The sequence below is a fragment of the Burkholderia sp. BKH01 genome, from assembly GCF_025685725.1.
GTDB lineage: Bacteria > Pseudomonadota > Gammaproteobacteria > Burkholderiales > Burkholderiaceae > Burkholderia > Burkholderia pyrrocinia_C.
Genome location: NZ_JAOTQT010000005.1, coordinates 314928 through 339711 on the forward strand (window position 1 = coordinate 314928; position 24784 = coordinate 339711).

The 24784-nt window shown below is 64.8% G+C and carries 13 protein-coding genes and 2 pseudogenes; 12 read left to right on the forward strand and 3 right to left on the reverse strand.

Annotated features, from left to right (window positions below; genetic code table 11):
• Positions 1-239: 239 nt before the first annotated feature.
• Positions 240-2261, reverse strand: a complete 2022-nt coding sequence (locus OEJ37_RS11375) for a sigma-54-dependent Fis family transcriptional regulator (protein WP_263344330.1) — start codon at positions 2259-2261, stop codon at positions 240-242.
• A 316-nt stretch (positions 2262-2577) separates the two neighbouring features.
• Here OEJ37_RS11375 and OEJ37_RS11380 point away from each other — a divergent pair, with 316 nt between their 5' ends.
• Complete coding sequence (locus OEJ37_RS11380) at positions 2578-3639, forward strand: alpha/beta fold hydrolase (protein WP_263344331.1); 1062 nt, start codon at positions 2578-2580, stop codon at positions 3637-3639.
• A 70-nt stretch (positions 3640-3709) separates the two neighbouring features.
• Here OEJ37_RS11380 and OEJ37_RS11385 read toward each other — a convergent pair whose 3' ends face one another.
• A complete protein-coding gene (locus tag OEJ37_RS11385; RefSeq protein ID WP_263344332.1) occupies positions 3710-6115 on the reverse strand; it encodes a TonB-dependent receptor in 2406 nt (801 codons plus the stop codon).
• Between the two features lie 419 nt (positions 6116-6534).
• Between OEJ37_RS11385 and OEJ37_RS11390 the strand changes: the two genes are divergently transcribed.
• The 8 genes and pseudogenes from OEJ37_RS11390 to OEJ37_RS11425 form a co-directional block, all read left to right on the forward strand.
• Positions 6535-8256 carry a methanol/ethanol family PQQ-dependent dehydrogenase gene (locus OEJ37_RS11390; RefSeq protein ID WP_152858297.1) on the forward strand — a complete coding sequence of 574 codons (1722 nt, stop codon included), beginning with the start codon at positions 6535-6537 and terminating at the stop codon, positions 8254-8256.
• A gap of 117 nt (positions 8257-8373) precedes the next feature.
• A complete protein-coding gene (locus tag OEJ37_RS11395) occupies positions 8374-9576 on the forward strand; it encodes a c-type cytochrome (RefSeq protein ID WP_174417643.1) in 1203 nt (400 codons plus the stop codon).
• A 98-nt stretch (positions 9577-9674) separates the two neighbouring features.
• A complete protein-coding gene (locus OEJ37_RS11400; RefSeq protein ID WP_174417644.1) occupies positions 9675-9989 on the forward strand; it encodes a high-potential iron-sulfur protein in 315 nt (104 codons plus the stop codon).
• On the forward strand, positions 9973-11868 hold the full coding sequence (locus OEJ37_RS11405) for a sigma-70 family RNA polymerase sigma factor (protein WP_263344333.1): 1896 nt from the start codon (positions 9973-9975) through the stop codon (positions 11866-11868). The genes OEJ37_RS11400 and OEJ37_RS11405 overlap by 17 nt, the downstream gene beginning before the upstream one ends.
• A 279-nt stretch (positions 11869-12147) precedes the next feature.
• Entirely contained in the window at positions 12148-14130 is a 1983-nt protein-coding gene (gene acs, locus OEJ37_RS11410) for an acetate--CoA ligase (protein ID WP_263344334.1), read from the forward strand.
• A gap of 218 nt (positions 14131-14348) precedes the next feature.
• Positions 14349-15419: a porin gene (locus OEJ37_RS11415; RefSeq protein ID WP_258284362.1), complete on the forward strand. Its 1071-nt coding sequence runs from the start codon at positions 14349-14351 to the stop codon at positions 15417-15419.
• 220 nt (positions 15420-15639) lie between these two features.
• The gene (locus tag OEJ37_RS11420; RefSeq protein WP_317891529.1) at positions 15640-17046 is read left to right on the forward strand and encodes a methyl-accepting chemotaxis protein; all 1407 of its coding nucleotides are present in this window, start codon (positions 15640-15642) and stop codon (positions 17044-17046) included.
• A 195-nt stretch (positions 17047-17241) separates the two neighbouring features.
• Positions 17242-17694 (forward strand): annotated as a pseudogene (locus tag OEJ37_RS11425) (integrase core domain-containing protein); the annotation flags it as partial.
• A 644-nt stretch (positions 17695-18338) separates the two neighbouring features.
• On the opposite strand, the pseudogene OEJ37_RS11430 reads toward OEJ37_RS11425, so the two are convergent.
• Positions 18339-18998 (reverse strand): annotated as a pseudogene (locus OEJ37_RS11430) (IS630 family transposase); the annotation flags it as partial.
• A 1851-nt stretch (positions 18999-20849) separates the two neighbouring features.
• Here OEJ37_RS11430 and OEJ37_RS11435 point away from each other — a divergent pair.
• The 3 genes from OEJ37_RS11435 to OEJ37_RS11445 all read left to right on the forward strand — a co-directional run bounded on the left by OEJ37_RS11435 (position 20850) and on the right by OEJ37_RS11445 (position 24784).
• Positions 20850-21173: a hypothetical protein gene (locus OEJ37_RS11435; protein WP_175918535.1), complete on the forward strand. Its 324-nt coding sequence runs from the start codon at positions 20850-20852 to the stop codon at positions 21171-21173.
• 289 nt (positions 21174-21462) lie between these two features.
• The gene (locus OEJ37_RS11440) at positions 21463-22941 is read left to right on the forward strand and encodes a hypothetical protein (RefSeq protein ID WP_254624610.1); all 1479 of its coding nucleotides are present in this window, start codon (positions 21463-21465) and stop codon (positions 22939-22941) included.
• Between the two features lie 235 nt (positions 22942-23176).
• On the forward strand, positions 23177-24784 hold the full coding sequence (locus OEJ37_RS11445) for a glycosyl hydrolase family 79 C-terminal domain-containing protein (RefSeq protein WP_263344335.1): 1608 nt from the start codon (positions 23177-23179) through the stop codon (positions 24782-24784).

Genomic DNA, 24784 nt, shown 5'->3' on the forward strand with positions numbered 1-24784 from the left:
TCTTCAGCAAGGAGCGTGCCGAAGCCGCACTTTGCCTGCGCGACGGCGGCACATGGCCGCCGTCCGGGCATCGGGATGCAATCCTTACGATTTGCCGACACGATTCGCGCGGATGCGATACGCCGCCCCGGCGGCACGATGCGCGGGGGCGGTGACAGGTGTTGAATCGTTGAACACCGGTGTTGCAACGGGTGTTGCAACTTGACACACCGGCTGCGGTGGATCGCGCGGCCTGCGCGTCAGCTTTCGTCGGACTGTTGACGCTCCGCGTCGGCCGCCGGCATCTTCCGGTAGATCGTGTTGCGCGACACGCCGAGCGCGCGCGCCGCGGCCGACACGTTGCCGCCGTGACGGGCCAGCGCGGCGGCGATCGCGGACGCGGCGACGTCCTGCAAGCGCGCGTCGGCGGGCGGGAACGCCTCCACGACACACGGCGCGACGGCCGGATCGTGCTGCGCGGCCGGCTCGGCCGGCGCATCGCCGCGGCGCAGGTCGTCGAAGAAATCGTCCGGCAGGTGCTCGCGCCGGATTTCGCCATCGTCGTCGACCATCGCCGCCGCCGTGCGCAGCAGGTTGCCGAGCTGGCGGAAGTTGCCGGGCCACGTGCAGCGCACGAACAGCGCCATCACGTCCGGCGCGACGGAAAGCGGCGGGCAGTCGGAGCCCGCGAACGCTTCGCGTTGCAGCATCTTCTGCACGACGATCGCGAGATCGGTGCGGTCGCGCAGCGGCGGCAGGCGCACCACGAGGCCGTTCAGCCGGTAGTAGAGATCCTCGCGGAAGCGGTTCTGCGCAATCATGTCGCGCAGGTCGCGGTGGGTCGCGCAGATGATCGAGATGTCCACGGCAATCGTCTTCGTCGACCCGAGCGGGTTGACGAGGCGCTCCTGCAGCACGCGCAGCAGCCGCACCTGCAGCGGATACGGCATGTCGCCGATCTCGTCGAGGAACAGCGTGCCGCCGTTCGCCTGCAGCAGCTTGCCGATCGCCCCCTTGCGGCGCGCGCCGGTGAATGCGCCTTCCTCATAGCCGAACAGCTCGGATTCGATCAGCGTCTCCGGAATCGACGCGCAGTTGACCGCGACGAACGGCGCGTCGCGACGCGGCGAGTCGTTGTGGATCGCCTGCGCGAGCAGTTCCTTGCCGGTGCCGGTCTCGCCGGTGATCAGGATCGGAATGTCCTTGCCGATCACCTTGCGCACCTTCGCGATCACGCACGCGACCTGCGGATCGCCGGTGTCGAGATAGTTGAGCCGCGACAGGCCCGCCGATGTGCCCGCCGCCGGCGCCGGCACCGTGCTCGCGCGCGCGGCCGGCGCGCCCGCGTCGTGGACGTCCGTCGGCCGGCTGCCTTCCGCGAGCGTCGCACGCCGGAAGTGCACGCGCGCGCAGACCACCGCGCCGGTGCCGAGATTCAGCATCAGGTGCCGGTCGGTGCTCGCGCGCATGCGGTCGATCAGCTGCGCGCTCGTGATGTCGAACAGCGACGACAGCGTATGCGCGCGCAGCACCGCGAGCGGCATGCCGAGCTGGAACTGCGCGCTGCGATTGGCCGACAGGAAGCGGCCGTCGGCGGTGAACGCGACGATCCCCTCCATCAGCGTGCCGAGAAACTCGGGACGGCCATGGAACGACACCTGCAGCGTTTCCTGAAAGGTCGTCGTAAACAGGTGATTCTCGATCATCTGCACCGACATCTTCGCGAGCGCCATCGTGTGCTGGTGATAGCTGCGGTGGTCGCCCGTCACGTCGAGCACGCCGATCGCGTCGCCGTACGGGTCGAGGATCGGCACGCTCGAACAGGTCAGGAAGCGGTTCGCGGCCAGGAAGTGCTGGTCGCCGTGGACCACCATCGGGCACAGCTCGGCGAGCGCCGTGCCGATCGCGTTGGTGCCCTGCCGGCTCTCCGCCCAGTTCGCGCCCGGGCGCAGCGCGACCTTCTCCGCGCGCTGCAGGAAATCGTCGTCGCCGATCGAATGCAGGATCAGGCCTTCCGCGTCGGTCAGCACGATCATGCTTTGCGTGTTGACGATCTGCTCGTGCAGCGTCTCCATCACCGGCATCGCGTGCACGCACAGCACGCGGCTCTGCTCGCGCTTCAGCACCAGCGCCGCGCTCGACAGCACGTCGTAGTCGGGGCGTGCCGATACCTGCAGGCCGAACGTTTCGGACCGCTCATGGGCTTTCTGGATCGACGGCGCGGGCCAGCCGGCGGGATGCGCGGCCCGAGTCCGGGCCGCCTGATCTACGTCATCGCGCATTGTCTCCTCCGGGGATCCTTCCGGTCATCTGCCGGACTCTTTGCCGTCGTAACAAGCAAGCATCGGGCCACGCAAGCGTCGCGGCGCAGATCGAAAGCATGATGTAAGACATTGTCAGATCGCGGCCGCGCATGTCGATTCACCCGACAGGTCGGCCTTCGTGATACCGCGACTGCCCGACGCGTGACTACCCGTGCGAATCCCGATCTTCGCGGCTGGCGCGTTTCTGGCTTTGTCGTGGATCAAGCCCGGCGGTCGCCCGGACACCCACGCGGCCGAGTGACGGCTGCGCCGATTCCATCCGAACCACATCGACATGACGCCTGCCCCGATTCGATCCGCGCCGTCGCCCGCGATGGCGGCCTCTTCTGCCGCGCCTCGCGCGCCTGTATCACCCGACGCACCTGCCGTGCCTGCCTCGCCTGCAGTGCCCGCCGCCCCCGTTCACCGGCGCCTGCACCGCGACGCACAGTCGATCGCGTTCACCGTGGCCGGCGCTGCGCACGGCCACCCGGTCCTCGTGCTGCACGGCGGCCCCGGCAGCGGCAGCCAGGCCGGCATCCTGCGCCTGTTCGACCTGACGCGCACACGCGTCGTGCTCGTCGACCAGCGCGGCGCGGGCGCGTCCGCGCCGCGCGGCGGCACGCGTCATAACAGCACCGCGCGACTGATCTGCGATCTCGAGGCGGTGCGCGCGCAACTCGGCATCGCGCGCTGGGGTGTCGTCGGCGGATCGTGGGGCGCCGCGCTTGCGCTCGCGTATGCGGGCACGCATCCCGCGCGGGTGACCGGCGTCGTGTTGCGCGGCCTGTTCCTGACGTCGCCGCGCGAAGTCCGCCGCCTGTTCACGACGTCGCGCACGCGCGCGCCCCGCGAATGGCGGCGCCTGTGTGCGGCGGCCGGCTGCGGCCAGCCGGATCGTCTGCTGTCGTGCTGCGCGCGGCGGCTGCGCCGCGGCGCGGGCGCGGCCCGGCAGCGCGCGGTGGCGCTCGCGTGGCGCGCGTACGAAAACGCAGTCCTCGCGTCGTCGCAAACGCGCCGCTCGCCCGCGCACGCGATCCGCTCGCACAAGACTGTCAGCCGGCTGATCGACAAGTACCGGATCCAGGCGCATTACCTGCAGCGCGATTGCTGGCTCGGCGAGCGCCGCGTGCTCGCACTCGCGCGGCGGGCAGCTGGCGAAGGCGTGCCGCTGTTCGCCGCTCACGGGATGCACGACCCCGTTTGCCCGGTCGACAACGCCACCCGTCTCGCTCGTGCCGTGCCCGGGGCCAAAATCGAACGCGTGCCTGCCGGGCATCTGGCGAGCGACCCGGCATTGGCGCGCAGCGTCGCCCGCGCGGTGCAAGCGATGTTCGCGGCGGCGCCGTTCACGTGACGGCGCATGTCGGGCACGGCCCGGCGCCGGTTCACGTCGTCAAGCGACAGCAGGCGCAGCCATGTAACACTCAATCCCACGCATAACGCACGCCGACCCACGCGCCGCGCGGCGCGCCCGGCCCGACGAACTGTTCGTTGACCGGATTAGCGCCGTCGAACGTGTGATTCGGCCCGTTGAAGAAGTTCTGGCCGAGCACGCCGAAGCTCGCGTAGCGCTTGTCGAACAGGTTCGTCACGCTCGCGAACACCTCGAAGCGCTTCGTGATCCGATACCGCATGTCGAGATCGACGAGCACGTAGCCCGCGATCCTGCCGTTCGCGTCCTGGTTGTTCTCGTCGCCACGCGCAAACACGCCGTTGCGCCACGTGACGTTCGCGCCGATGTTCCATGCGTGCGTCGCCGCGTAATCGAGCCGCAGCTTCACCGTGTGCGCGGGAATGCCGGGAATGCGGTCGCCCGCCTTGACCGCCACGTTGCCGTTCGCGTCGGCGGCCGAGTTCGCGGGGCTGTGTTCGGTCCACGACGAACGATAGGTCGCGTCGACGTAGGTGTACGACAACCCGACGCCGACCGGGCCGAGCTGCGTGCGGCCCGCGAGCTCGATGCCCTGGCGCCGCGTGTCGCCGACGTTGCGGAAATAGCCCTGCGCGCTTGCAGGACTGCTGATGAACTGGATGTCGTCCGTCAGCGTCGTGCGGTAGGCGGCCGCGCTCCAGGTCGTCGCGGCGCCGATGCGGCCGCGCGCGCCGACTTCGAACGTCTTCGAGATCACCGGCTTGAGCGCCGGGTCGGCGATGAAGTCGTTCGGCAGCGAGCACGGCGCGGCTGGGTCCGCGCAGGCGAGTTCGATCGCGGTCGGCGAGCGCATCCCTTCGTTGTAGGTCGCGTACGCGGTGAAGCCCGCGACCGGGTTCCAGTTGAGCCCCACCGCCGGGTTGAAGCGCGAGAACGTATGGTTGCCGTCGAGCAGCGGCTGCGAGCCGCTCTCGTCGCCGATCTGCGACTTCGACCAGTCGTAGCGGCCCGACAGCGTCAGCGTCCAGTGCGGCGTCAGCGACAGCGCGTCGCTCAGGTATACGCCGAGGTTCGCATTGCGCGTCTTCGCGTTCGTCCGCTGGACGAAATCGCCGACGCCGATCGCCGCGCGCGTGTCGGTGAAATACGCGTCCTGCGACGACGCCACGTAGCTCGAGTTCGCGACATCCGCCGCGACGCCCGCGATCAGCTGGTTCGACATCCCGCCGAGCTTGCCGAGCAGCGTGAGCTGCAGGCTGCCGCCGTAGCTGTCGGTGACGATCGTCGATTGCGCGTTGGTGCCCTGCACGGTGTCGACCGTGCCGTCCGCGTCGACCGAACCGTAGTCGGTATTGTTGTTGCTGCTGATGTTGCTGTTACGCAGGTGCCGGTAGTACGCGTTGCCGCTCAGCTCGACGTGCTCGCCGAAGAAATGGTCGCCCGACAGCGTCAGGTACCCGGCGCTGTTGCGGTTCAGGTCCGGATACGTGTACGCCTGCTTCCGGTTGTCGAGGAACGAGCGCGGGATCGTCTGGGTGCCATACAGCGCGTTGTCCGCGTCGCCCGCGGCGATCGACAGCGTCGTGTCCGCATCGGTGTAGCGCAGCTTGCCGAACGCCTGCCGCACGCGGCTCGCGTTGTGGTCGGCCCAGCCGCCGTCGTTCGCGACGTTCGCGGTTGCGTAGTAGTCGAGGTTCGAGCCGATCGTACCGCCCTGCTCGACGTCGGCCGTCTTGCGGCCCCACGAGCCGCCCGACACTTCCGCTTCGCCGCCCGGATTCGACTTGCCGTTCTTCGTCGTGATCGCGAGCGCGCCGCCAAGCGTATTGCGTCCGTACACCGGGTTGGAGCCCGGAATCAGCTGCATCCGGTCGATCGCATGCGCGGGCAGGATGTCCCAGTTCACGATGTCGCCGAACGGCTCGTTCACGCGCACGCCGTCGACGAACACCGACAAGCCCTGCGGCGTGCCGAGCAGCGGCGACGCGGTGAAGCCGCGATAGTTGACGTCCGTCTGGTACGGGTTGCCCTGCGCTTCCGAGATCGTCACGCTCTGCAGGTTCGCGGCGAAGAAGTCGGTCAGCGTCGCGCGGTGCTGTGCGTCGAACTCGGCCGCGCGCACCGTCTGCACGTTCGCCGGCACCTTCGACAGCGGTGTGCCGATTCCGAGCAGCGGTGTCGTGCCGACGACGACCACCGCGGGCAGCATGTCGACCGACGCTTGCGGCGCGGCGGCAGCGGCAGCGGCCGGCGGTGCGGCGGCACTCGCCGCTGCCGCTCCGTCCGTCGTGCCGTCCGCATTCGGCTGCGCATGCACGCCTGCCGTCGACAGGCCGAGCAGCGCGATCGCGCCGAGCGTCGGACCGAGAGTCAGTCCAAGAATCGCGCCGGCGTGCCGCGCGCGCCGGCCGCCTCGCATCGCGTTGCCGCGCCCGACTGCCTTTGGCCTCCTGATCATTCCCGCTGTCTCCGTCCTGGTGTTCCGCCGTGGCGTGCTCGGCGCCGAGCGGCGATATGTTGTCGCGAAGCCAGCTTGCGATAACCGTGCCAGCACCGCCGGTGCGGCGCGCGCAAGCGCCGCAGTGCACGCCACCACCGTCTCCGTTCGGCATCCGCGCGTGAGGCCGCTCACCTGTCACGGGTGCCACGCCACCTGTCATGTTTGGCAACACCCCGCACACGGCGGTGTACCTGAATGCAACACCTTCGTTGACGCCATCGCGGCGCGCGCTGCGGCCCGACGCCGCACCGCGCGGCCCTCGCGCCGCGATGGCATGCGACTTGCGTGAACGGCATCGCATTCGGCCCGGAACCCCACCCGTGCCGGCGCGACGAACCGTTCGCGGCGGTGCGACCACAATGACTCAGGAGACAACCATGAAAAAACTCTCGGCTTCAGCGAGCCGGCTGGCGACGATCGGCATCGCGGCGGCAGCAGCCGTTGCGCTGAACCCCGGCCTCGTCGAAGCGGCCGCGGACTATCCGGCCGTGACCTACCAGCGGCTGACCGATGCGCAGCGCGATCCGGGCTGGCTGACCTACTACCGCACCTACAACGGCCGCTCGCATTCGCCGCTCAAGCAGATCGACACGTCGAACGCGAAGGACCTCAAGCAGGTGTGGGCCTACAAGTTCCCCGCCGACCTGAAGCAGGGTTTCGAAGCGACGCCGATCGTCAACGGCAATTACCTGTTCGTGTCAACGCCGAAGGACAACGTCTACGCATTCGATGCGAAGACGGGCAAGCAACTGTGGAAATACGAACCGAAGCTCGGCGCGGCATCGTTCAAGACCGCGTGCTGCGACGTCGTCAACCGCGGCGTTGCGCTGTATGGCAAGAACGTCTATATCGCGATGCTGAACGGAGAAATCGCGGCGCTCGACGCGCAGACCGGCAATCTCGTCTGGAAGAAGCAGATGTTCGAGCCGGGCCTCGGCTACGCGTTCTCGCTCGCGCCGCTCGCGCTCGACGGCGCGATCGTCGTCGGTACGTCCGGCGGCGAATACGGCATTCGCGGCTACATCGCCGCGCTCAATCCGGACGACGGCTCGGAGGTCTGGAAACGCTACACGATCCCCGATTCCGGCGAGAAAGGCTCGGAAACCTGGCCCGACGGCATGCAGAGCCATGGCGGCGGCGCCGCCTGGCTCACCGGCACGTACGACGCGGCGTCCCGCACGCTGTACTGGGGTGTCGGCAACCCCGGCCCGTGGCTCGCGGCGCTGCGCCCCGGCGACAACCTGTATTCCGACTCGCTGCTCGCGCTCGACGCGAAGAACGGCAACCTGAAGTGGCACTACCAGTACACGAGCAACGACACGTGGGACTACGACGGCGTGAACGCGGCCGTCCTCGCGGACATCCGCTACAAAGGCAAGGACTACGACGCGATCATCCACGCGGATCGCAACGGCTTCTTCCACGCGATCGACCGCACCACCGGCAAGCTGATCTATGCGACGCCGTTCGTGAAGGCGACCTCGGTCACCGGCTACACGGCCGACGGCAAGCCGATCCAGGACGCATCGAAGTTCCCGAAGGCCGGCACGACGATCGAAACGTGCCCGAGCTTCCTCGGCGGCAAGAACTGGTGGTCGATCTCGTACGACCAGGATCGCAACATCGCGGTCGTGCCCGCGCTGCACGCGTGCATGAGCCTGACCGGCAAGTCGGTCAGCTATCAGGAAGGCCTGCCGTATCTCGGCGAAGGTTTCGAGATCAAGCCCGAACCGGGCAGCGAAGGCTACGGCGAGCTGACGGCTATCGACGTGAACACCGGCAAGAAGCTGTGGAGCCACTGGTCGAAGAAGCCGTGGAACGGCGGCGTCGCGACCACCGCGAGCGGCCTCGCGTTCAGCGGCTCGCTCGACGGCCACCTGTACGCGTTCGACACGGCGACCGGCAAGGTGCTGTGGGAAAGCCCGCAGCTCGCGAGCGGCATCATTTCGCAGCCCTCGGTGTATGAAGTCGACGGCAAGGAGTACGTCGCCGTGCTCGCCGGCTACGGCGGCGCGAACCCGATCTGGGGCGGCCCGATGGCCGACATCGCGAAGGACGTTCCGCGCGGCGGCACGCTCTACGTGTTCGCGCTCGACTGATCGGGCCACGGCCTGTTCGTAGCCCGCTACCGGCGCGAACAGGCCCCGGCCCCGGTCGCGCCCGCATGCGCCCGATGCGGGTGCGACGCCCCAACCGCTTCAACCGGACACACGATCATGAATACTCGCCTCACTCCCGTTACCGTCGCCAGTCTGCTCGCCGTGGGCGTGGCGCTGACACCGGCAGCCGCGTCGGCCGGCGTGCGCGTCTGCACGCTGCCCGGCAGCCCGACCACGGTGCTCGACCAATCCGTTGCACGCGAAGTGTTCCGCACCGCGGGCATCGCCGCATCGTTCAACAAGCGCGGCGTCGACGACGACGGCGGCGACGACGGCATCTCCGCCAGCGAGCTGAAGAAATCGCTCGAACGCGACTGCGACGTGATCGCCGGCTTCCCGCGCTCGGAGATCGCCGACGGGTCGGGTTCCAGAATGACGTTCTCGCAAGGCTACCTGCGCTCCGGCTACGTCAGCGTGTCGCTGCGCAACGCGCAAGCCTCGTCCGGCGTCAAGGAAACGATCGCAGCCACGTACGGCAGCCCTTCGCAGTTGATCGCCGCGCAGCAGACGAACGCCCGCTTCGACCTCGAAAATACCAGCGAGAAAACGATCGGCGCAGTCGCCGCGGGCCGCGCACAGCGCGCCATCGTCTGGTATCCGAGCGTCGTCGCGTATGAGCGCGCGCACCCGCAACAACGGTTCCAGGTAGCGGCGACGGCGTCGCCGTACTCCGACTGGCAACTGTCGTTTGCATTCGGGCCGGGCAAGGAAGCGCTGCAGAAGCGCATCGACGCGGCCTTGTCGCGGATGAACGGCAACGGCCGTCTCGCCGCGCTCACGCGCGGCTGGGCACTTCCGGAAACGGTCGCGCAAACAACGGGCACGCATGCGCCCGGCCGATTTCTCGACGGGTCGGTCGCATCCGCGCAACCGGTAAAAAGCGGCTTCATCAAGGTTTCGGCCAACGAAGGCAGCGAAGTACCGCCGTTCGAGCAGGCGCAGGTGCAGCATGGCAAGAAGATCTACGCCGATGCCTGCGCGAAATGCCACGGCGACCAGCTCGAAGGCAATACCGCCCCCGCACTGAGCGGGGAATCCTTTGCCCCCGAAGGCAAGTCGCACATCACGGTCGGCGGCATCTACCAGTACATGTCGAACAACATGCCGGCCGATCGCCCCGGCAAGATGACCGAACAGGAATACTCGGACCTGATGGCGTTCCTGCTCTACTCGAACGGCTATGACGCGTCGAAAACAAAACTGACCGCCGATTCCGCCAACGCGTCGAAGGCGCCGCTCATCGCAGGGCCGCGCAAGTAACGCTCCCGCCCCCTTCGTTTCGGCCGACCCGCCGCGCCGGGAAGCACTCCCGGCGTGCGGGGCAGATTTTTTCTTTTCATTTCATTCAGGAAAACGACATGATCTCCCGCAATCGCAGAACCTTCATGATTCAGACGGCCGGCCTGTGTGCCGCGCTCGCGGCCGGAACCCGCGCATTCGCGGCAGCGCCGCTCGTCGACGAGAACGACCCTGCCGCGAAGACGCTCGGCTACCGCGCGAAGGCGACGACCGTCGACGCCGGCAAGTTCCCGAAGTACCAGGCAGGCCAGACGTGCTCGAACTGCCGCTTCTACAAGGGCGCTGCGGGCGAATCCTCAGGTACGTGCCCGATGTTCGCGGGCAAGGCGGTTGCCGCCGAAGGCTGGTGCAACGTCTATGCAAAGCTTGCTTGATCCCGGGCACGCATGCGGGCACGACACCGCGCCGCATCGCGGCGCGGACGCCGAACGCGCCGCACATCTGCATGCGCTGATCGCACTCGGCATCGATCGCGGTTACGTGACGCGCGGCGAAATCGTCGATGCGCTGCCCGACGAAGCGGCCGAAAACGCGGATTTCGACGCGGCCGCGTCGATGCTCGGCGAGCTGGGGATCGAAATGCGCGAACACGTCGACTCGCGAAGCGCATGGACGCTTGATCGTCATTTCGCGCGAGCGGCGGACGCGTCAGCACCGCTCGCCGATGCGTCGGCGCCGCTCGCGACCGCCGATCTGCTCACGGGCCGCACGAACGATCCCGTTCGGATCTATCTGCGCGAAATGAGCGCGACACCTTTGCTCGAACGCGAAGAAGAGATCGCGCTCGCGCTTCAACTGGAAAGCGGTCGCGCGGCCTGCATCGCAGCGATGAGCCGCGATCCGGCCGCGCTGTGCGCCATCGCGTCGATTGCCGCCGACATCCGCGCGGGCAAGGTGGCCGCTTCCGTCTACGTGACCGGGTTCGTCCGCGATTCCGACACGCACGCGGAAATGCCCGCGGATTCGCCCTCGAGCGACGCGGCGCCCGATCCGGATTTCGAATCGTCGCCCGTGGACGACGAATCCGACCCGTCGCCGGACGACACCGCATCGCGCGATACCATCGCCGAATCGCTCGACCACGCCGCCGCGCTGGCATCGCGGATGAGCGACACGCTGCGCACCGCCGGCTTCGCATCCGCCGGATATCGGCCGCTGATGCGCGAGGCAGCCGAGCTGACCGGAGGAATCCGCTTTACCGCGCGGGCGATCGAACGCATCGGCAACGCGATTCGCGAACGCGCGACGCAGGCCCGCCGGCTCGAGAAACGCATCACCGCAACGTTGGCCGAAGCCGGCATCCACGCCGATGCGTCGCACCACGGCCTGTTCGCGCCGTGCGACGACGTCCGCGCATGGCTCGACGCATGCACGACCGGGCATCCCGGCTGCGCCGCCGCGCTCGCCCGGCGCGCACCGGTGCTGCTCGAAGCGCGAACCTCGCTTGCGCAGCTTGCCGACCAGCCGGGCCTGCCGCTCGACATCGCGATTGCGATCGACGCGCGACTGTCGCGCATTGATCGCGCGATGCAGCCCGCGAGGAAGAAGCTGTTCCAGAGCAACCTGCGGCTTGTCGTGTCGATCGCCAAACGGTATCCCGATCGCGGCCTGCAGTTCCTCGATCTGATCCAGGAAGGCAATATCGGGCTGATGAAGGCCGTCGAGCGCTACGACCATCGGCGCGGCTTCAAATTCGGAACGTATGCGACCTGGTGGGTCCGGCAGGCCATCACGCATGCGATCGCCGATCAGGGCCGCACGATACGGGTGCCCGCGCATACGGTCGACGCGATCAACAAGCTGTCGCGGCTCGCGCGAACGCATGCGCAACAGACCGGCCATGCTGCCGACGCGCCGGCCCTCTCCACGCAGATGCGGCTGCCCGTCGACAAGGTACGCGACCTGATGAGCATCGTGCGCGAGCCGGTCTCCGCGGACACGCCCGTTTCGCCCCATCACGACCTGACGTTGTGCGACGTCGTGATCGACCACGATGCACCGACTCCGGAAGAAGCCGCGAGCGCCGGCCAGCTTCGCGCCGCGGTTGCGGCGCTGATCGACAACCTGCCGGCGCGCGAAGCGTGGATTCTGCGCTTGAGGTATGGCGTCGGCGTCGACGGCGAGTATTCGCTGCGCGAGATCGGCCGACAGCTGAACCTGTCAGCCGAACGCGTTCGCCAGATCGAAGCGGCGGCGCTCGAACGGATCAGGCAATTCAGGCACGCGCCGGCGCTTCGATCGCTGATCGCCTGACGCGTCCGTGCCGCCCTGCCGCCCGATCGCGATCCGAATCGGCCGGCCGCCCTCGCCGCCATACACCGGCTGTTGAGGACTGCAACACAACGTGCTGCATATCTGAACGACAAGCTGCATCGCGCCACCGTCCGCGCCCCCGCCCGCTCTACCCGGTCGATCGAATCGCGCACGGCTGCCGCGGCTTTCGCCGAATACGCGCATCGATCGCCGCTGCTGGCATGCATGTTGCGTTTTCTCGAACGCAACCCGGTATCACAAGAACGCATGGAGACACTCTTGTCCACGATTGAATCGGTTCTTCACGAAACCCGCCAGTTTGCGCCGCCCGCGGCGCTCGAGCAGGCGGCGACCATTTCCGGCATGCCGGCCTATCGCGCGCTCGCCGCCGAGGCCGAGCGCGACTACGAAGGCTTCTGGGCGCGTCTCGCGCGCGAGGGCCTCGCGTGGCACAAGCCGTTCACGAAGGTGCTCGACGAGTCCAACGCGCCGTTCTACAAATGGTTCGACGACGGCGAACTGAACGCGTCGTACAACTGCCTCGACCGCCACGTCGAAGCCGGCAACGGCGAGCGCGTCGCGGTGATCTTCGAGGCCGACGACGGCACCGTCACGCGCGTCACCTATGCCGATCTGCTGGCGCGCGTGTCGCGCTTCGCGAACGCGTTGAAGAAACGCGGGATCGGCAAGGGCGACCGCGTTGTCATCTACATCCCGATGTCGATCGAAGGCATCGTCGCGATGCAGGCCTGCGCGCGCATCGGCGCGACCCACTCGGTCGTGTTCGGCGGCTTCTCCGCGAAATCGCTGAACGAGCGGCTCGTCGACGTCGGCGCGGTGGCGCTCGTCACCGCCGACGAGCAGGCGCGCGGCGGCAAGACGCTGCCGCTCAAGAGCATCGCCGACGAGGCGATCGCGATGGGTGGCTGCGAAGCCGTGAAAAGCGTGATCGTCTATCGCCGCACCGGCGGCAAGATCGACTGGCATGCGGGCCGCGACCTGTGGATGCATGAGATCGCGGACGGCGAGTCCGACCGCTGCGAGCCGGAATGGGTCGGTGCCGAGCATCCGCTGTTCATCCTGTATACGTCGGGCTCGACCGGCAAGCCGAAGGGCGTGCAGCACAGCACCGGCGGCTACCTGCTGTGGGCCGCGCAGACGATGAAGTGGACCTTCGACTGGAAGCCGACCGACGTGTTCTGGTGCACGGCCGACATCGGCTGGGTCACCGGCCACACGTACATCACGTACGGCCCGCTCGCATGCGGCGGCACGCAGGTCGTGTTCGAGGGCGTGCCGACCTATCCCGACGCCGGCCGATTCTGGAAGATGATCGGCGACCACAAGGTCAGCGTGTTCTATACCGCGCCGACCGCGATCCGTTCGCTGATCAAGGCGGCCGAAGCCGACGACAAGGTGCATCCGAAGAGCTATGACCTGTCGAGCCTGCGCATCATCGGCACGGTCGGCGAGCCGATCAATCCGGAAGCGTGGATGTGGTATCACAAGCACGTCGGCCAGGAGCGTTGCCCGATCGTCGATACGTGGTGGCAGACCGAGACGGGCGGCCACATGATCACGCCGCTGCCGGGCGCGACGCCGACCGTGCCCGGTTCGTGCACGCTGCCGCTGCCGGGCATCATGGCGGCCGTCGTCGACGAGACGGGCCAGGACGTGCCGAACGGTCAGGGCGGTATCCTCGTCGTCAAGCGCCCGTGGCCGGCGATGATCCGCACGATCTGGGGCGACCCGGAGCGTTTCAAGAAGAGTTATTACCCGGAAGAACTCGGCGGCACGCTCTACCTCGCCGGCGACGGCACCGTGCGCGACAAGGACACCGGCTACTTCACGATCATGGGCCGGATCGACGACGTGCTGAACGTGTCGGGCCACCGGCTCGGCACGATGGAGATCGAGTCGGCGCTGGTGTCGCACGAACTCGTTGCCGAGGCGGCCGTGGTCGGCCGTCCGGACGACACAACGGGCGAGGCCGTGGTCGCGTTCGTGGTGCTGAAGCGTTCGCGTCCGGAGGGCGAGGAAGCGGCGACGCTCGCGAAGACGCTGCGCGACTGGGTCGGCAAGCAGATCGGGCCGATCGCGAAGCCGAAGGACATCCGCTTCGGCGACAACCTGCCGAAGACGCGCTCGGGCAAGATCATGCGGCGCCTGCTGCGCTCGCTCGCGAAGGGTGAGGCGATCACGCAGGATACGTCCACGCTCGAGAATCCGGCCATCCTCGATCAACTGAACCGTTCGATGTAACAGCGCCCGCTCCGGCGGGCGCTCCGCTTCGTCGCGGCGCCGGAGCGCGGCCGCTTGCCCGCTCTCCACGCCGGGCAAGCGGCCGCATTCCGGCGCAGCACGACGCACCGCCGTGCGTTCCCCGACAGCACGGCAGACAGGCGGCATGCATCGATTCCGCCGTCGCAGTATTGATTAGTCGTACGTATTACAAAACTTGACAAAAACGGAGACAGACGATGAAGAGCAGGACATGGACGATTTGCGCGGCGCTGCTCGGCGCGGCGGCAAGCACGAACGGCTTCGCGCAGAGCAGCGTCACGCTGTACGGCGATCTCGACGCGGCGTTGCTTTACACGAGCCGGTCGCTCAACTCGGCGACCGGCGCCAACGCCGGCCGCCAGTTCGCGCTGACCGACACGGGCATGACGCCGACCAACTTCGGCATGACGGGAACCGAGGATCTCGGCGGCGGGCTGCACGCGAAGTTCAAGCTGGAGAGCGGCTTCAACATCACGGACGGCGCGTTCGGCCATTCGAACGGCAACTTCTTCGGCCGCCAGGCGTGGGTCGGGCTCGGCGGCGGCTTCGGCGAGACGAAGATCGGCTTGCAGTTCTCGCCGTTCGTGCTCGCGGTGCTCGGCTCGGACCCTCGCAATATCTCGCACTTCGGCGCCGCGCTGATCCCGTACGTCGACAACGTGCTCGTCACGGGCCTCTTCAACCCGAACGCGATTTCGTACACGAGCCCGACGATCGGCGGGCTGACGGGCAGCGCGATGTTCGGGTTCGGCGGCAAAGCCGGGGACTTCCAGGCGGGACGCCAGTATTCCGGCAGCCTCACCTATACGAACGGCGGTTTCATGCTCAACGCGGCGCTCTACGACGGCAACGGCGGCACGTCACCGACGCCGGTTTCGAGCACGGTCGCGTTCGTCGGCCGCACGATCGGCACCGCGTATACGTTCGGGCCCGTGACCGGCAAGGCGTCGTTCACGAGCTACAAGGTCGCCGGCTCGTTCAGCAACAACGTGTATAGCGCCGGCCTCGACTATCGCGTCACGCCGGCCCTCGACCTGAATACCGGCGCGTGGTACACGATCGATCGCAACGATTCGCACAATCATTCGCTGCTCGCCGCGGTCGGCGCCGATTACAGCCTGTCGAAGCGCACGGGCCTTTATGCGCAAGTCGGCGTCGTCAACAACCACGGCGCGATGGATACGGGCCTCGGCATCACGGGCGGCGCATTGTTCGGATTGCCCGGCACGACGGTCGGCGCCAACGTCGGCATCCACCACGTATTCTGACGCGGCGCCTCCGGACGGGCGATCGGCGCTCGTCCGGCCCCGCGCCGGCTGACTGCCGTCGCGAAAAAGGAAAACGCGCGGCGCTAGCCCGACAATCCGGATTTCAGGACCTGACGTTTACCCGACCTCAAGTCGACGGCCACGCTGCCGTCAAGTCAGGTGCGCACCCCCAAAATCTGTCAAGAACAGGGAATGCGCGCCCTCTAGGAGACCCAGCAACGTGAACCTCTTCGGAATCGGCCGCGGCCGCCGTTCGTCGCGCGCACTCGTCGGCGACATCGCCGAGCAGGCCGGCAAGCTCGGCATCGAGATCTGCGACGTCTCGGGCCATGTCGAGGAAGTCGCCGCCCGCGTCGCCAGGCAGGCGGAGGTCTGCCACACGCTGCGTGAATCGGCCGCCGTCACGCTGCGCGGCAACCACCGGATCGCCGAAGCCGCGCAGCAGGTGCGCGCCGTCAGCGCCAATGCGTCGAGCGCGGTCCAGAAGTCGCAACAGACGATCGAGGCTTCGCTCGCCGACATCCACGGCCTCGTCGAGGGCGTCACCTCGATCGGCAGCCAGATGGGTGCACTGCGCGACGCGCTCGGTCACGTGCGGGCCGTGTCCGAGGAGATCTCCGTCATCGCCCGCCAGACCCACCTGCTCGCGCTGAACGCCGCGATCGAGGCCGCGCGCGCCGGCGAGTCGGGCCGCAGCTTCGCGGTCGTCGCGGCCGAGGTCAAGAACCTGTCCGCGAAGACCGGACAGGCGACGGCCCAGATCGAGACGACCCTCGCGCGCCTGGCCGAGCAGACCGAACACCTGATCGCCGAGGGAACCGACAACGCCGCGCGCGCTCATCGCGTCCGCGAGGGCACGCGCACGATCGGCGAGGTCGTGCACACGACGGGGCACGCGATCACCGAGCTCGCCGGCGAAGCCGAACAGATCGCGTCGCTGACGGACGAGATCGAGACGCAGTGCCACCACCTCGAGGAACAGGTTGGCGAAATGGCGTCCGGCGTCGAGGATTCCAGCGACAACTTCTCGCAAGCCAAGGACCGGCTCGGCAACCTGCTCTCCGTCTCCGAGACGCTCATCGAACTCACGGCCGCGACCGGCATCGAGTCGCCCGACACGCGCTTCATCGAAACCGCGCGGAACACGGCCGCGGCGATCAGCAAGCTCTTCGACGATGCGGTCGCGCGCGGCGATATCGCGCTCGACGCGCTGTTCGACGCAAACTACGTGCCGATTCCCGGCACGGATCCGCAGCAGTTCATGACGCGCTTCACGGCCTTCACCGATCGCGTGCTGCCGGCCATCCAGGAGCCGGTGCTCGAGATCGACGAACGCATCGTCTATTGCGCCAGCTTCGACCGACAGTGCTACCTGCCGACCCACAACCGGAAGTTCTCGCTGCCCCAGCGCGCAGACGCCGCGTGGAACGCGGCGAACTGCCGGAACCGCCGGATCTACACGGACCGGACGGCGCGCACCTCCGTGTCGCATACCAAACCGTTCCTGCTGCAGACCTATCGACGCGACATGGGCAACGGCAACTTCGCGCTGATGAAGGACGTTTCGGCACCCATCGTTGTCGGCGGACGGCAATGGGGTGTCCTGCGGATCGGCTACAGCGCGTGAATCGGCGCTAACGGGCCGCCTCCCGCGCGGCGCTCGCACCGCCGCCCGGAACGCCGGCCCGGACAGATCGCACAGTGGCCGCCCGCTCCCGCGACCTGGCCTGCTTCGCCGCTTTCGACTGCCGCCTGGACATCGACGGGCTATCGATCCAGGTCGAACGGGCGATGCGCCTGAACCCGGTGACCTCGGCACCGCGCGACCCAACCCAATTCAGTCTCGAGCTACGACTTTGCGCACGACCCACTGGTGGATGGACAGGCGTTGAAGATGCGCTGCGTGATCGATGAATACGCCCGCGAATGCCTGATGACCGAGTGGGCGCCGGCCTGCGGTCGCAAGATGTCATCCTGACACCGCCGCAACCGATGCGGCTGTACGGTAAGCCAGCGTTTATTCGGTCTGACGACGGCACCGAAGGTTATGCTCTGGCTGCGGGATGCTGCGATCGATCCGGCCTTCATCGCGCCCGGCAGTTCGTGGCAAAAACGGGTGCGTCGAGAGCATCAACGGCAAACTGCGCGACGAATTGCTGAACCGGGAATGGTTCCGCAGCCGTGCCGAGGCCAGAGCTGGCGGCCGTTCTGCAACGAGCGTCGGCCCCATCGCGCGCATCGCTGTCTACCTCCGGCAAGGGTCCGTCGAGCCTGAGTACCGCTCAGATTAAAGAGAACTCACTTGCCAAATGGCTACAAGAAACGGCTCAGGTCAGATCAACACTGCTCGCGCACTCTATGAGTCGCACATCTTACTCGACCAATTCGGCAACGTGACAGCGCCGTAGGTGGAGCACCGTATACGTGTCCAGCCCGCCACCGGAGGCGGCTCGCATCGCCCATACGGTGCGCTTGCGTTGGGGCACCGGGAGTTCGATGCATTGGGTGCTCGACGTGGCCTTCGGCGACGATCGGTACCGGGTACGCGTAGACAATGCCGCGGAGAACTTCGCCATCCTTCAACGCATTGCGATGAACCTGCTACGAGAGAATCGCCAAACGAAGATGGGGCTGAAAATCCGTCGCCTCAAAGAATGCACGGACGATCGCTATCTCGCTCAATTGCCTGGCCGGCATGGCTCATGGCGATGTAACGTTTCACGCAATTGCCCCGGGACGTCGACGCATCCATCATATTTCTTGACATTTTACGATGCGGATACTGCTACGCTACCGGAAATTCTGCAGGCTCCCTTATTCACGAAACGGAGCGCGCCCATACCGTTTCTCTCTGCTGCAATAGTCCCCGCCTCAGCTTTGTGGTTTAGCAACCTATTAGTAAGGTTTCCGAAATAAATGTCACATGGTGGTATACCGAAATTCGGGCTGGAGAGAGAGGGACTTCACCAGTGCCGGCAAATTCCGGATGCGTCGCAGAGCACCGACGGCCACTCGTTTCATTTCATCTTTGGACTGCACCGGGCGCATGGAAACGTTGCGCCTCATATGCGCCCAGGCTTTTCCGTAAGAATTCAGGTGCGACGAGTAAGGCGGCAGATAGAACAGCTCAAGGCTTTCCTTCTGCGCCCTCACGAAATCATGGACCAACCTACCCTTGCGAACCGGGTGGCCGTCCAGCACGAGGAACACCGGACCGCTCACGCCGAGCATCGGACGACCGAGACGCTCCCGGAAGACGGCGGTGGTGACGGCCCCCTCATGCATCATGAATCGAAACTCGCCTTGAGCACTGACCGCCGAAATCATGTTCGGCAAGAAGCGCTTGCCCGTCACTGCCACCACCGGCGTGCTGCCTTGCGGAGCCCATGTCGTGCCCGCGTGGTAGTCCGAACGGATGCCCGATTCATCGGCAAAGTAGAGAGTCGCTCCCACTGCCCGCACCTCGGCGCGAATCGCCGGGTACGTTTTGAACTCTCATTGCCGTACCAGCTGCGCGTCCTGTCGATACGCCTGATACAGCGGCGTTTGCGCTGCGAAGCCCAACAGCTTCCTGACTCGCAGCCGAACTGTCGTCTCGGCTGCTTATCGCGCTGAACAGCCGTACCGTCTCAGCCCGGCAACTGGTCTGGTTTACCCGGCCGGCACGCATCCTGGTCCGTTCGGGTACCGCTGCTTTAGCGACTAGCGCGGCTCGGAATACAGCAGTCAGCTTTTTTCAGCGATAGCTCCATGAAGAGCGCAACTTCATCACTTTGAACACCGTTTCTCAATCATCAGAAGGACGGGAGGATGAAACTACGCACATTGATCCGTTCGGCGCCCCTCATCGGCTTTGGCGCGTCGACTGCCTTCGCCACCTAACTGCAGCGCCGCTGCCGGAGCAGGATATCGGCGCTCACCACCCTGAACTGCGGGATGCACGAAGCGCAATCGGCGCGGCCTACAATCGCCTGCCGGCGGCACGGCAGACGCACGACGGTGTGTTGCGCGGACATGTTGAAGGCGCCAAACGCGGGTCGACGCAATGGTCAGCACGGGATGCGCTCAAAAAAAACGGAAGCTGTGCGACGGATTTCCGCGCAAGGACCGTTCAAGATGGGAGGAGCCATGTCGTGAGGCTTCTCGTCTTAGGGTAGCGGTGATGTGAGGTCCGGAGTTTTTAATCAGACCGGGCCGATGGGGCACCGTCTGCAAACTGGATTGAATGGTATAGCACCATGAAGGCGCTATATCCGCTCTGATTGAGGTGATTGGGACGCGATGAATGTACGCGATGTATTCAGAACGATGCTCTGGACCCTTGGCTTATTGCTGATATTCGGGATTGCGTTCTTCCTGATCGAGTCGCCGGTGCTTCGTTGACGGTAATGCTGTCAGTTGTATTCGTATCTCTACAGTCTGCAAAAAAACTGAAGGTCGTCTCATGAAAAAATGTCTTTTCGCCGTGCTGTCGTCCGTGCTCCTGCTGGCCTTGGGCGGTTGCTTCGTCAGTCCTGCTACGGGTCTGGTGTGTCCTCCGGGCATGCATCCCGGTCCGTACGGACATCGATGCTTCTATAACTGATCCATATTGACCGACGGGAAATCGGCCGAAACGCTAACCTGTCGACAGCTCCTCTGCATTGCTAACCAAGCCTGTCGCAAGAAGACAAGAGTACCGCTGTAGCGATGAGCGAAGTCAACGCCTGTTCTGTGACATATCGCGCCATCCGGACTTGCTCGGACACGTTGGTACGCGCACGGTCTACGTGCGTGGATGGCAATTGTCATTTCGTCAGGAAAAACACTTTCTCTGAGAAGCGTTCCTGACAACGGAGAACGGACAATGAAGTCAATCATATACGTGCTGACCGCCGCGATTTTTGCCACGGTGCTTTCCGGATGCGTCATTGCGCCGGTTCCCGTTGCCAGCCCCGCTGCCTGGGTTCCCGGCCACTATGGTCCGTACGGTTACTGGCGCCGCGGGGCACTGGCAATGAGCGAACCCTGCGCTGCTGACTGAGCATCGATTGAAGGAGATTCTTATGAAGAAGTTGCTCGTCGTTGCCTGTGGGATGCTCGCGCTGTTTGGCGCGAACACGGCTTTTGCTGGCTGGTGGGGATCGCCGCAGGAATGTCGCTGGGCGCATCGATACGGTCATTCGTGCTGGCATTCGGGACCGCCGCCCGTTGTGAGCGGATACGTTGCGGTACCCGCCCAGTACGTCTACGTGCCTACTCCGGTCCGAAGCGGGTACTGGGTACGCGGCCACTACAACCGTTTTGGCCGTTGGGTTCCGGGGCACTGGTGATAGTGCCAGCGCTTTAATTAGTGCATAAATAGAGATTCAATATTTTTTAAATATTACGTTACAAAAGATACCGATTCATTGTAATCGATATGGCTCGATGTTGCGTTATTGATGTTGAATGCATGACGATTGGCGTCGTGTACTTTTGTTTCATAAGGAGAAGAAAATGCGTCGTTTGACACTCATCGTAGCAAGCGGTTTGATCGCTGTGGCGGCCAGCGGCACGGCGATGGCCGATCCAATACAGAGTGTGAGTCCCGACAATCATCCAGAACTCGCTGCTGCACAGCAGCTCATCGGTCAGGCTTTCTACAGGGTAAGAGATGCACAGGTCGCGAATCACGATGAAATGGGTGGTCACGCAGCACGAGCAAAGGCGCTGCTTGAACAGGCCAGCCAGGAAATCAGGCAGGCCGCTATTGCCGCAAACGGAAACAGGTAATAAAGCTCGAGTGTGAATGATGAAAAGAAAGATGATGGTTGGATTATCGTTCGTGGCACTTCTGGCATTGAATGGTTGTGCTGTTAGTCCTGTCACCGGATTGGTATGCCCTCCAGGCACCCACCCGGGACCGTATGGACACCGCTGCTTCAACAACTAATCGATCCAATCTGCGTCTTTGCGGAAATTGATTCGGGGGCAGCGAACGACCAACACGGCCCGCTACCCCGGAATCACGCCTCGTACGTCATGGCTATTTTCAGGAATCACGTTCAGGAAGCGGACACTCATGAGCAACCAACACGATGCGGTGAACCCAATGCGGAGGCGCTTGCTCCAAGCAAGCGGCGGCTTGGTGATGTCCGGGCTGCTCCCGGCTTGCGGTGGCGGCTCGGACAGCGACGCAGCGGTGGCTCCTTCAACGCCCACTCCCACGCCTACGGGACCCAGCTACCCAGCTGACATTACCCTATCGGCCATGGCGAATGCGGTGATCCTGGACACGTCGTTTGCCGGGCTGAGCGTGGAGAAGCAGAACTTGAGTTATAACTCGCTGAGTGGTGGCAACACAGCCCTGATCGGCGTGTTCAAGCGATTGGGGCCAGGGGTGCTGCGCATTGGCGGGAACAGCGCCGATAAATCCAGCTGGCAAGCCACCGGGCCCGATCAGACGGCCTACGTCATCACTCGTGCCGGCGTCGACCGGCTGGCGCAGTTCGTTCAGGCGTGCAACTGGAAGGTCATCTATGGCATGAACTTCGTCACCAATACGCCCGCCAGCATGGCCGACGAAGCGAGTTATGCCGCCGGGGCTTTGGGCAATGCGCTGATCGGGTTCGAGCTGTGCAACGAGCCCGATCTTTATAACCGAAATATCGCTGCCTCTGCCGTCAGCACCTATGCCACATTCAAGACGCAGTGGGAACAGTATGCCATCGCCATTCGCGCCGCGGTGCCGTCGTCGGTTCTGACCGGGCCGGCTTCATCCTACAACTACAAGAATTACACGATCCCGTTTGCCAGTGACGAGAAGAATCTGATCTCGCTTCTGACGCAACACTACTATCGCAACCCGGCCACGGCGACGATCCCGAGCATGCTGGCGCCGGACCCCAACCTCGTCACGATGTTGCAGGCACTGCAAGGCGCTGCATCTCCCACCCTGCCTTATCGGATGGCGGAGACTAACACTTACTACAGCACTCCCACCACCGGCTCCGGGGTGGCGGGCATCAGCGATGCACACGCTTCCGCGTTGTGGGCCATCAACTATCTGTTCACGCTTGCACAGTACGGTTGCCAGGGCGCAAATTTCCACACGGGCGGCACCGCAACCTACTCGCCCATCAAGTTCCAGATGCAGAGCGGAACCGTTATGGCGATCGATCCCGAGTACTACGGCGTCTATCTGTTCCGGCAGGCCGCTCAGGGAACGCTGCTGCAGACGACGCTCAGCACGCAAGGCACGACGCTGTTCGCGTACTCAGTCCAGGCAACAGACGGCAGCACCGTCGTTGTCCTGGTCAACATCGACAGCAGTGCGACGTATCAGGCTCGGATTGCTTGCGCTCCCACCGCAAGCGGCGCGCAGTTGACGACGTTGAGCGGGCCATCGCTCGACAGTCTGACGGGGACGCAGATCAACGGTGCAACATTCGCGACCGACGGAAGTTGGTCTCCACAGCCTCCGGTAGCCGCAACCATCACCAACGGGCAATTGGCGATTGCCATAGCCCCGGCCAGCGCCGTGCTAGCCAGAATCTCGTAACGCCTGGTGGTGGCGCGTTTCATGACAAGGCTGCTGGCGAGCATGGACTGTGGGGGCCGTGGTGCAAATAGGGAGGCCGACGAGTGAGGCTCAAGGTTTTGACACGCGCAACCTCGCACGATTGCTCCTCAAAGATGCCGAAGCATCCATTGTTTGGGCGGCAGTCCTTACAGCTCGCTGAGATGCTATCGGCCCGACGGTTGCGCGCTCGCCAGCGCTATTTGCACCACAACCCATGCAACAACGTCCAGGAAAACGGAAATTAGAGAGCAAAAAATTGAAAAAGATGACTCGGGATTTACCGCAATTTCAACAGCAACGTCGCCATCTTTTGCGGCTACTCGGAGCCGCTGCGAGTGTTGCCGTTACTGGGGCTATTGCCGGATGTGGTGGCGACTCTTCCGGTGCGAGTGGGGCGGGTGGCACGGCGGACAATACGGATAATCCGACAAATCCCGGTTCGACAAACACGACTACACCAAGCAACCCTTCTCCCACTAACCCACAACCGACTGTTTCAGGCCCGGTGACGATTGCCAGCATCAATGTGTCAGCGAATGTCGCAGCCGCATTTCCGGCGCAATTCACTGGCTTGAGTTGCGAAAAGATGCGCATCTCCACCCAATTGTTTGCGTCAGCGGACAGCAACGCAATTAACCTGTACAAATTGCTCGGTCCAAGCCTGTTGCGCATTGGCGGCAATTCAGTTGACACGACCACGTGGACTCCAGGTGGTGCTGGCCAGACCTCGGGCCAGGTCGCGCCGTCCGATATTGATGCTCTCGCCAGCTTTATTCAGACAACCGGATGGAAAATTCTGTACGGCGTCAATCTCGCGCAATCGTCACCCTCCGCCGCTGCCGCCGAAGTTGCCTACGCGGCCAATGCCTTTGGTTCCGCCCTGGCTGGAATTGAAATTGGGAATGAGCCGAATGACTACGGCAAATATTTCCCGAACGGCTGGAGTCCTTCTGATTACATCAGCCGGTGGCAATCCTTCGCCAGCGCGATCCTGCAAGCCGTGCCGAGTGTCAGGCTGACGGGCCCAGCTACGTCCGCTGCCGGTTACAGCAAATACTTCCCGCCCTTCGTACAGGCCGAGGCATCGCAACTCTCGTTGCTCACGCAGCATTACTATCGCGGCTCCGCCACCGCATCGACTGCAACCGTCGACACCCTGCTGTCCTACCCCGACACCAATTTGCAGGCGCTGATAGCTGAGCTCGTTCAGCAAAGCCAATCGAGCGGTGTGCCGACAAGAATGGCAGAAACCAATTCGTTTTCAGGTGGCGGCACCAGCGGAGTCAGCAACAGTTACGCCTCCGCCTTGTGGCTGATCGATCACACCATGACCTGCGCGCTGGGCGGCCTATCGGGAGTGAATTTTCACGGCACGAATGACAGCAGTTCGAGCTATACGCAAATGGTCATCGATTCGACCGGTATGGTCACCGCAATCAACCCCGAATTCTATGGACTGAAACTACTCTCGATGGCGGGATCCGGCTCCTTGCTAACGACGTCCGCAAGTGCGAATGGCCTGAACGTCAGCGCCTACGCGATTCAGTCTGCAGCCGGCGCGATCAGCATCCTCCTGCTCAACAAGGAGCCATCCCAGAATCTCGCAGCCACAGTCGTTCTGCCAAGTGCAGCGCGTTCGGCAAGCGCACAAGTCATGCAAGGTCCCAAACTCAGCGATACCGCCAACCCGTTAATCCAGGGCGCGAGTATCGGAGTAGACGGATCGTTCAGTCCGGGCGCGGCCTACACTTTGACCGTCAACGGAAAACAGGTGTCCGTGAGCGTGCCTGCTGCCAGTGCGGTGTTGGTGGCGGTGAGTTAG

Coding starts and splice junctions, on each gene's coding strand:
- OEJ37_RS11375 (WP_263344330.1), bottom strand. CDS start 2,261: ATGCGCGATGACGTAGATCAGGCGGCCCGGACTCGGGCCGCGCATCCC.
- OEJ37_RS11380 (WP_263344331.1), top strand. CDS start 2,578: ATGACGCCTGCCCCGATTCGATCCGCGCCGTCGCCCGCGATGGCGGCC.
- OEJ37_RS11385 (WP_263344332.1), bottom strand. CDS start 6,115: ATGATCAGGAGGCCAAAGGCAGTCGGGCGCGGCAACGCGATGCGAGGC.
- OEJ37_RS11390 (WP_152858297.1), top strand. CDS start 6,535: ATGAAAAAACTCTCGGCTTCAGCGAGCCGGCTGGCGACGATCGGCATC.
- OEJ37_RS11395 (WP_174417643.1), top strand. CDS start 8,374: ATGAATACTCGCCTCACTCCCGTTACCGTCGCCAGTCTGCTCGCCGTG.
- OEJ37_RS11400 (WP_174417644.1), top strand. CDS start 9,675: ATGATCTCCCGCAATCGCAGAACCTTCATGATTCAGACGGCCGGCCTG.
- OEJ37_RS11405 (WP_263344333.1), top strand. CDS start 9,973: ATGCAAAGCTTGCTTGATCCCGGGCACGCATGCGGGCACGACACCGCG.
- OEJ37_RS11415 (WP_258284362.1), top strand. CDS start 14,349: ATGAAGAGCAGGACATGGACGATTTGCGCGGCGCTGCTCGGCGCGGCG.
- OEJ37_RS11435 (WP_175918535.1), top strand. CDS start 20,850: ATGCATGACGATTGGCGTCGTGTACTTTTGTTTCATAAGGAGAAGAAA.
- OEJ37_RS11440 (WP_254624610.1), top strand. CDS start 21,463: ATGAGCAACCAACACGATGCGGTGAACCCAATGCGGAGGCGCTTGCTC.
- OEJ37_RS11445 (WP_263344335.1), top strand. CDS start 23,177: ATGCAACAACGTCCAGGAAAACGGAAATTAGAGAGCAAAAAATTGAAA.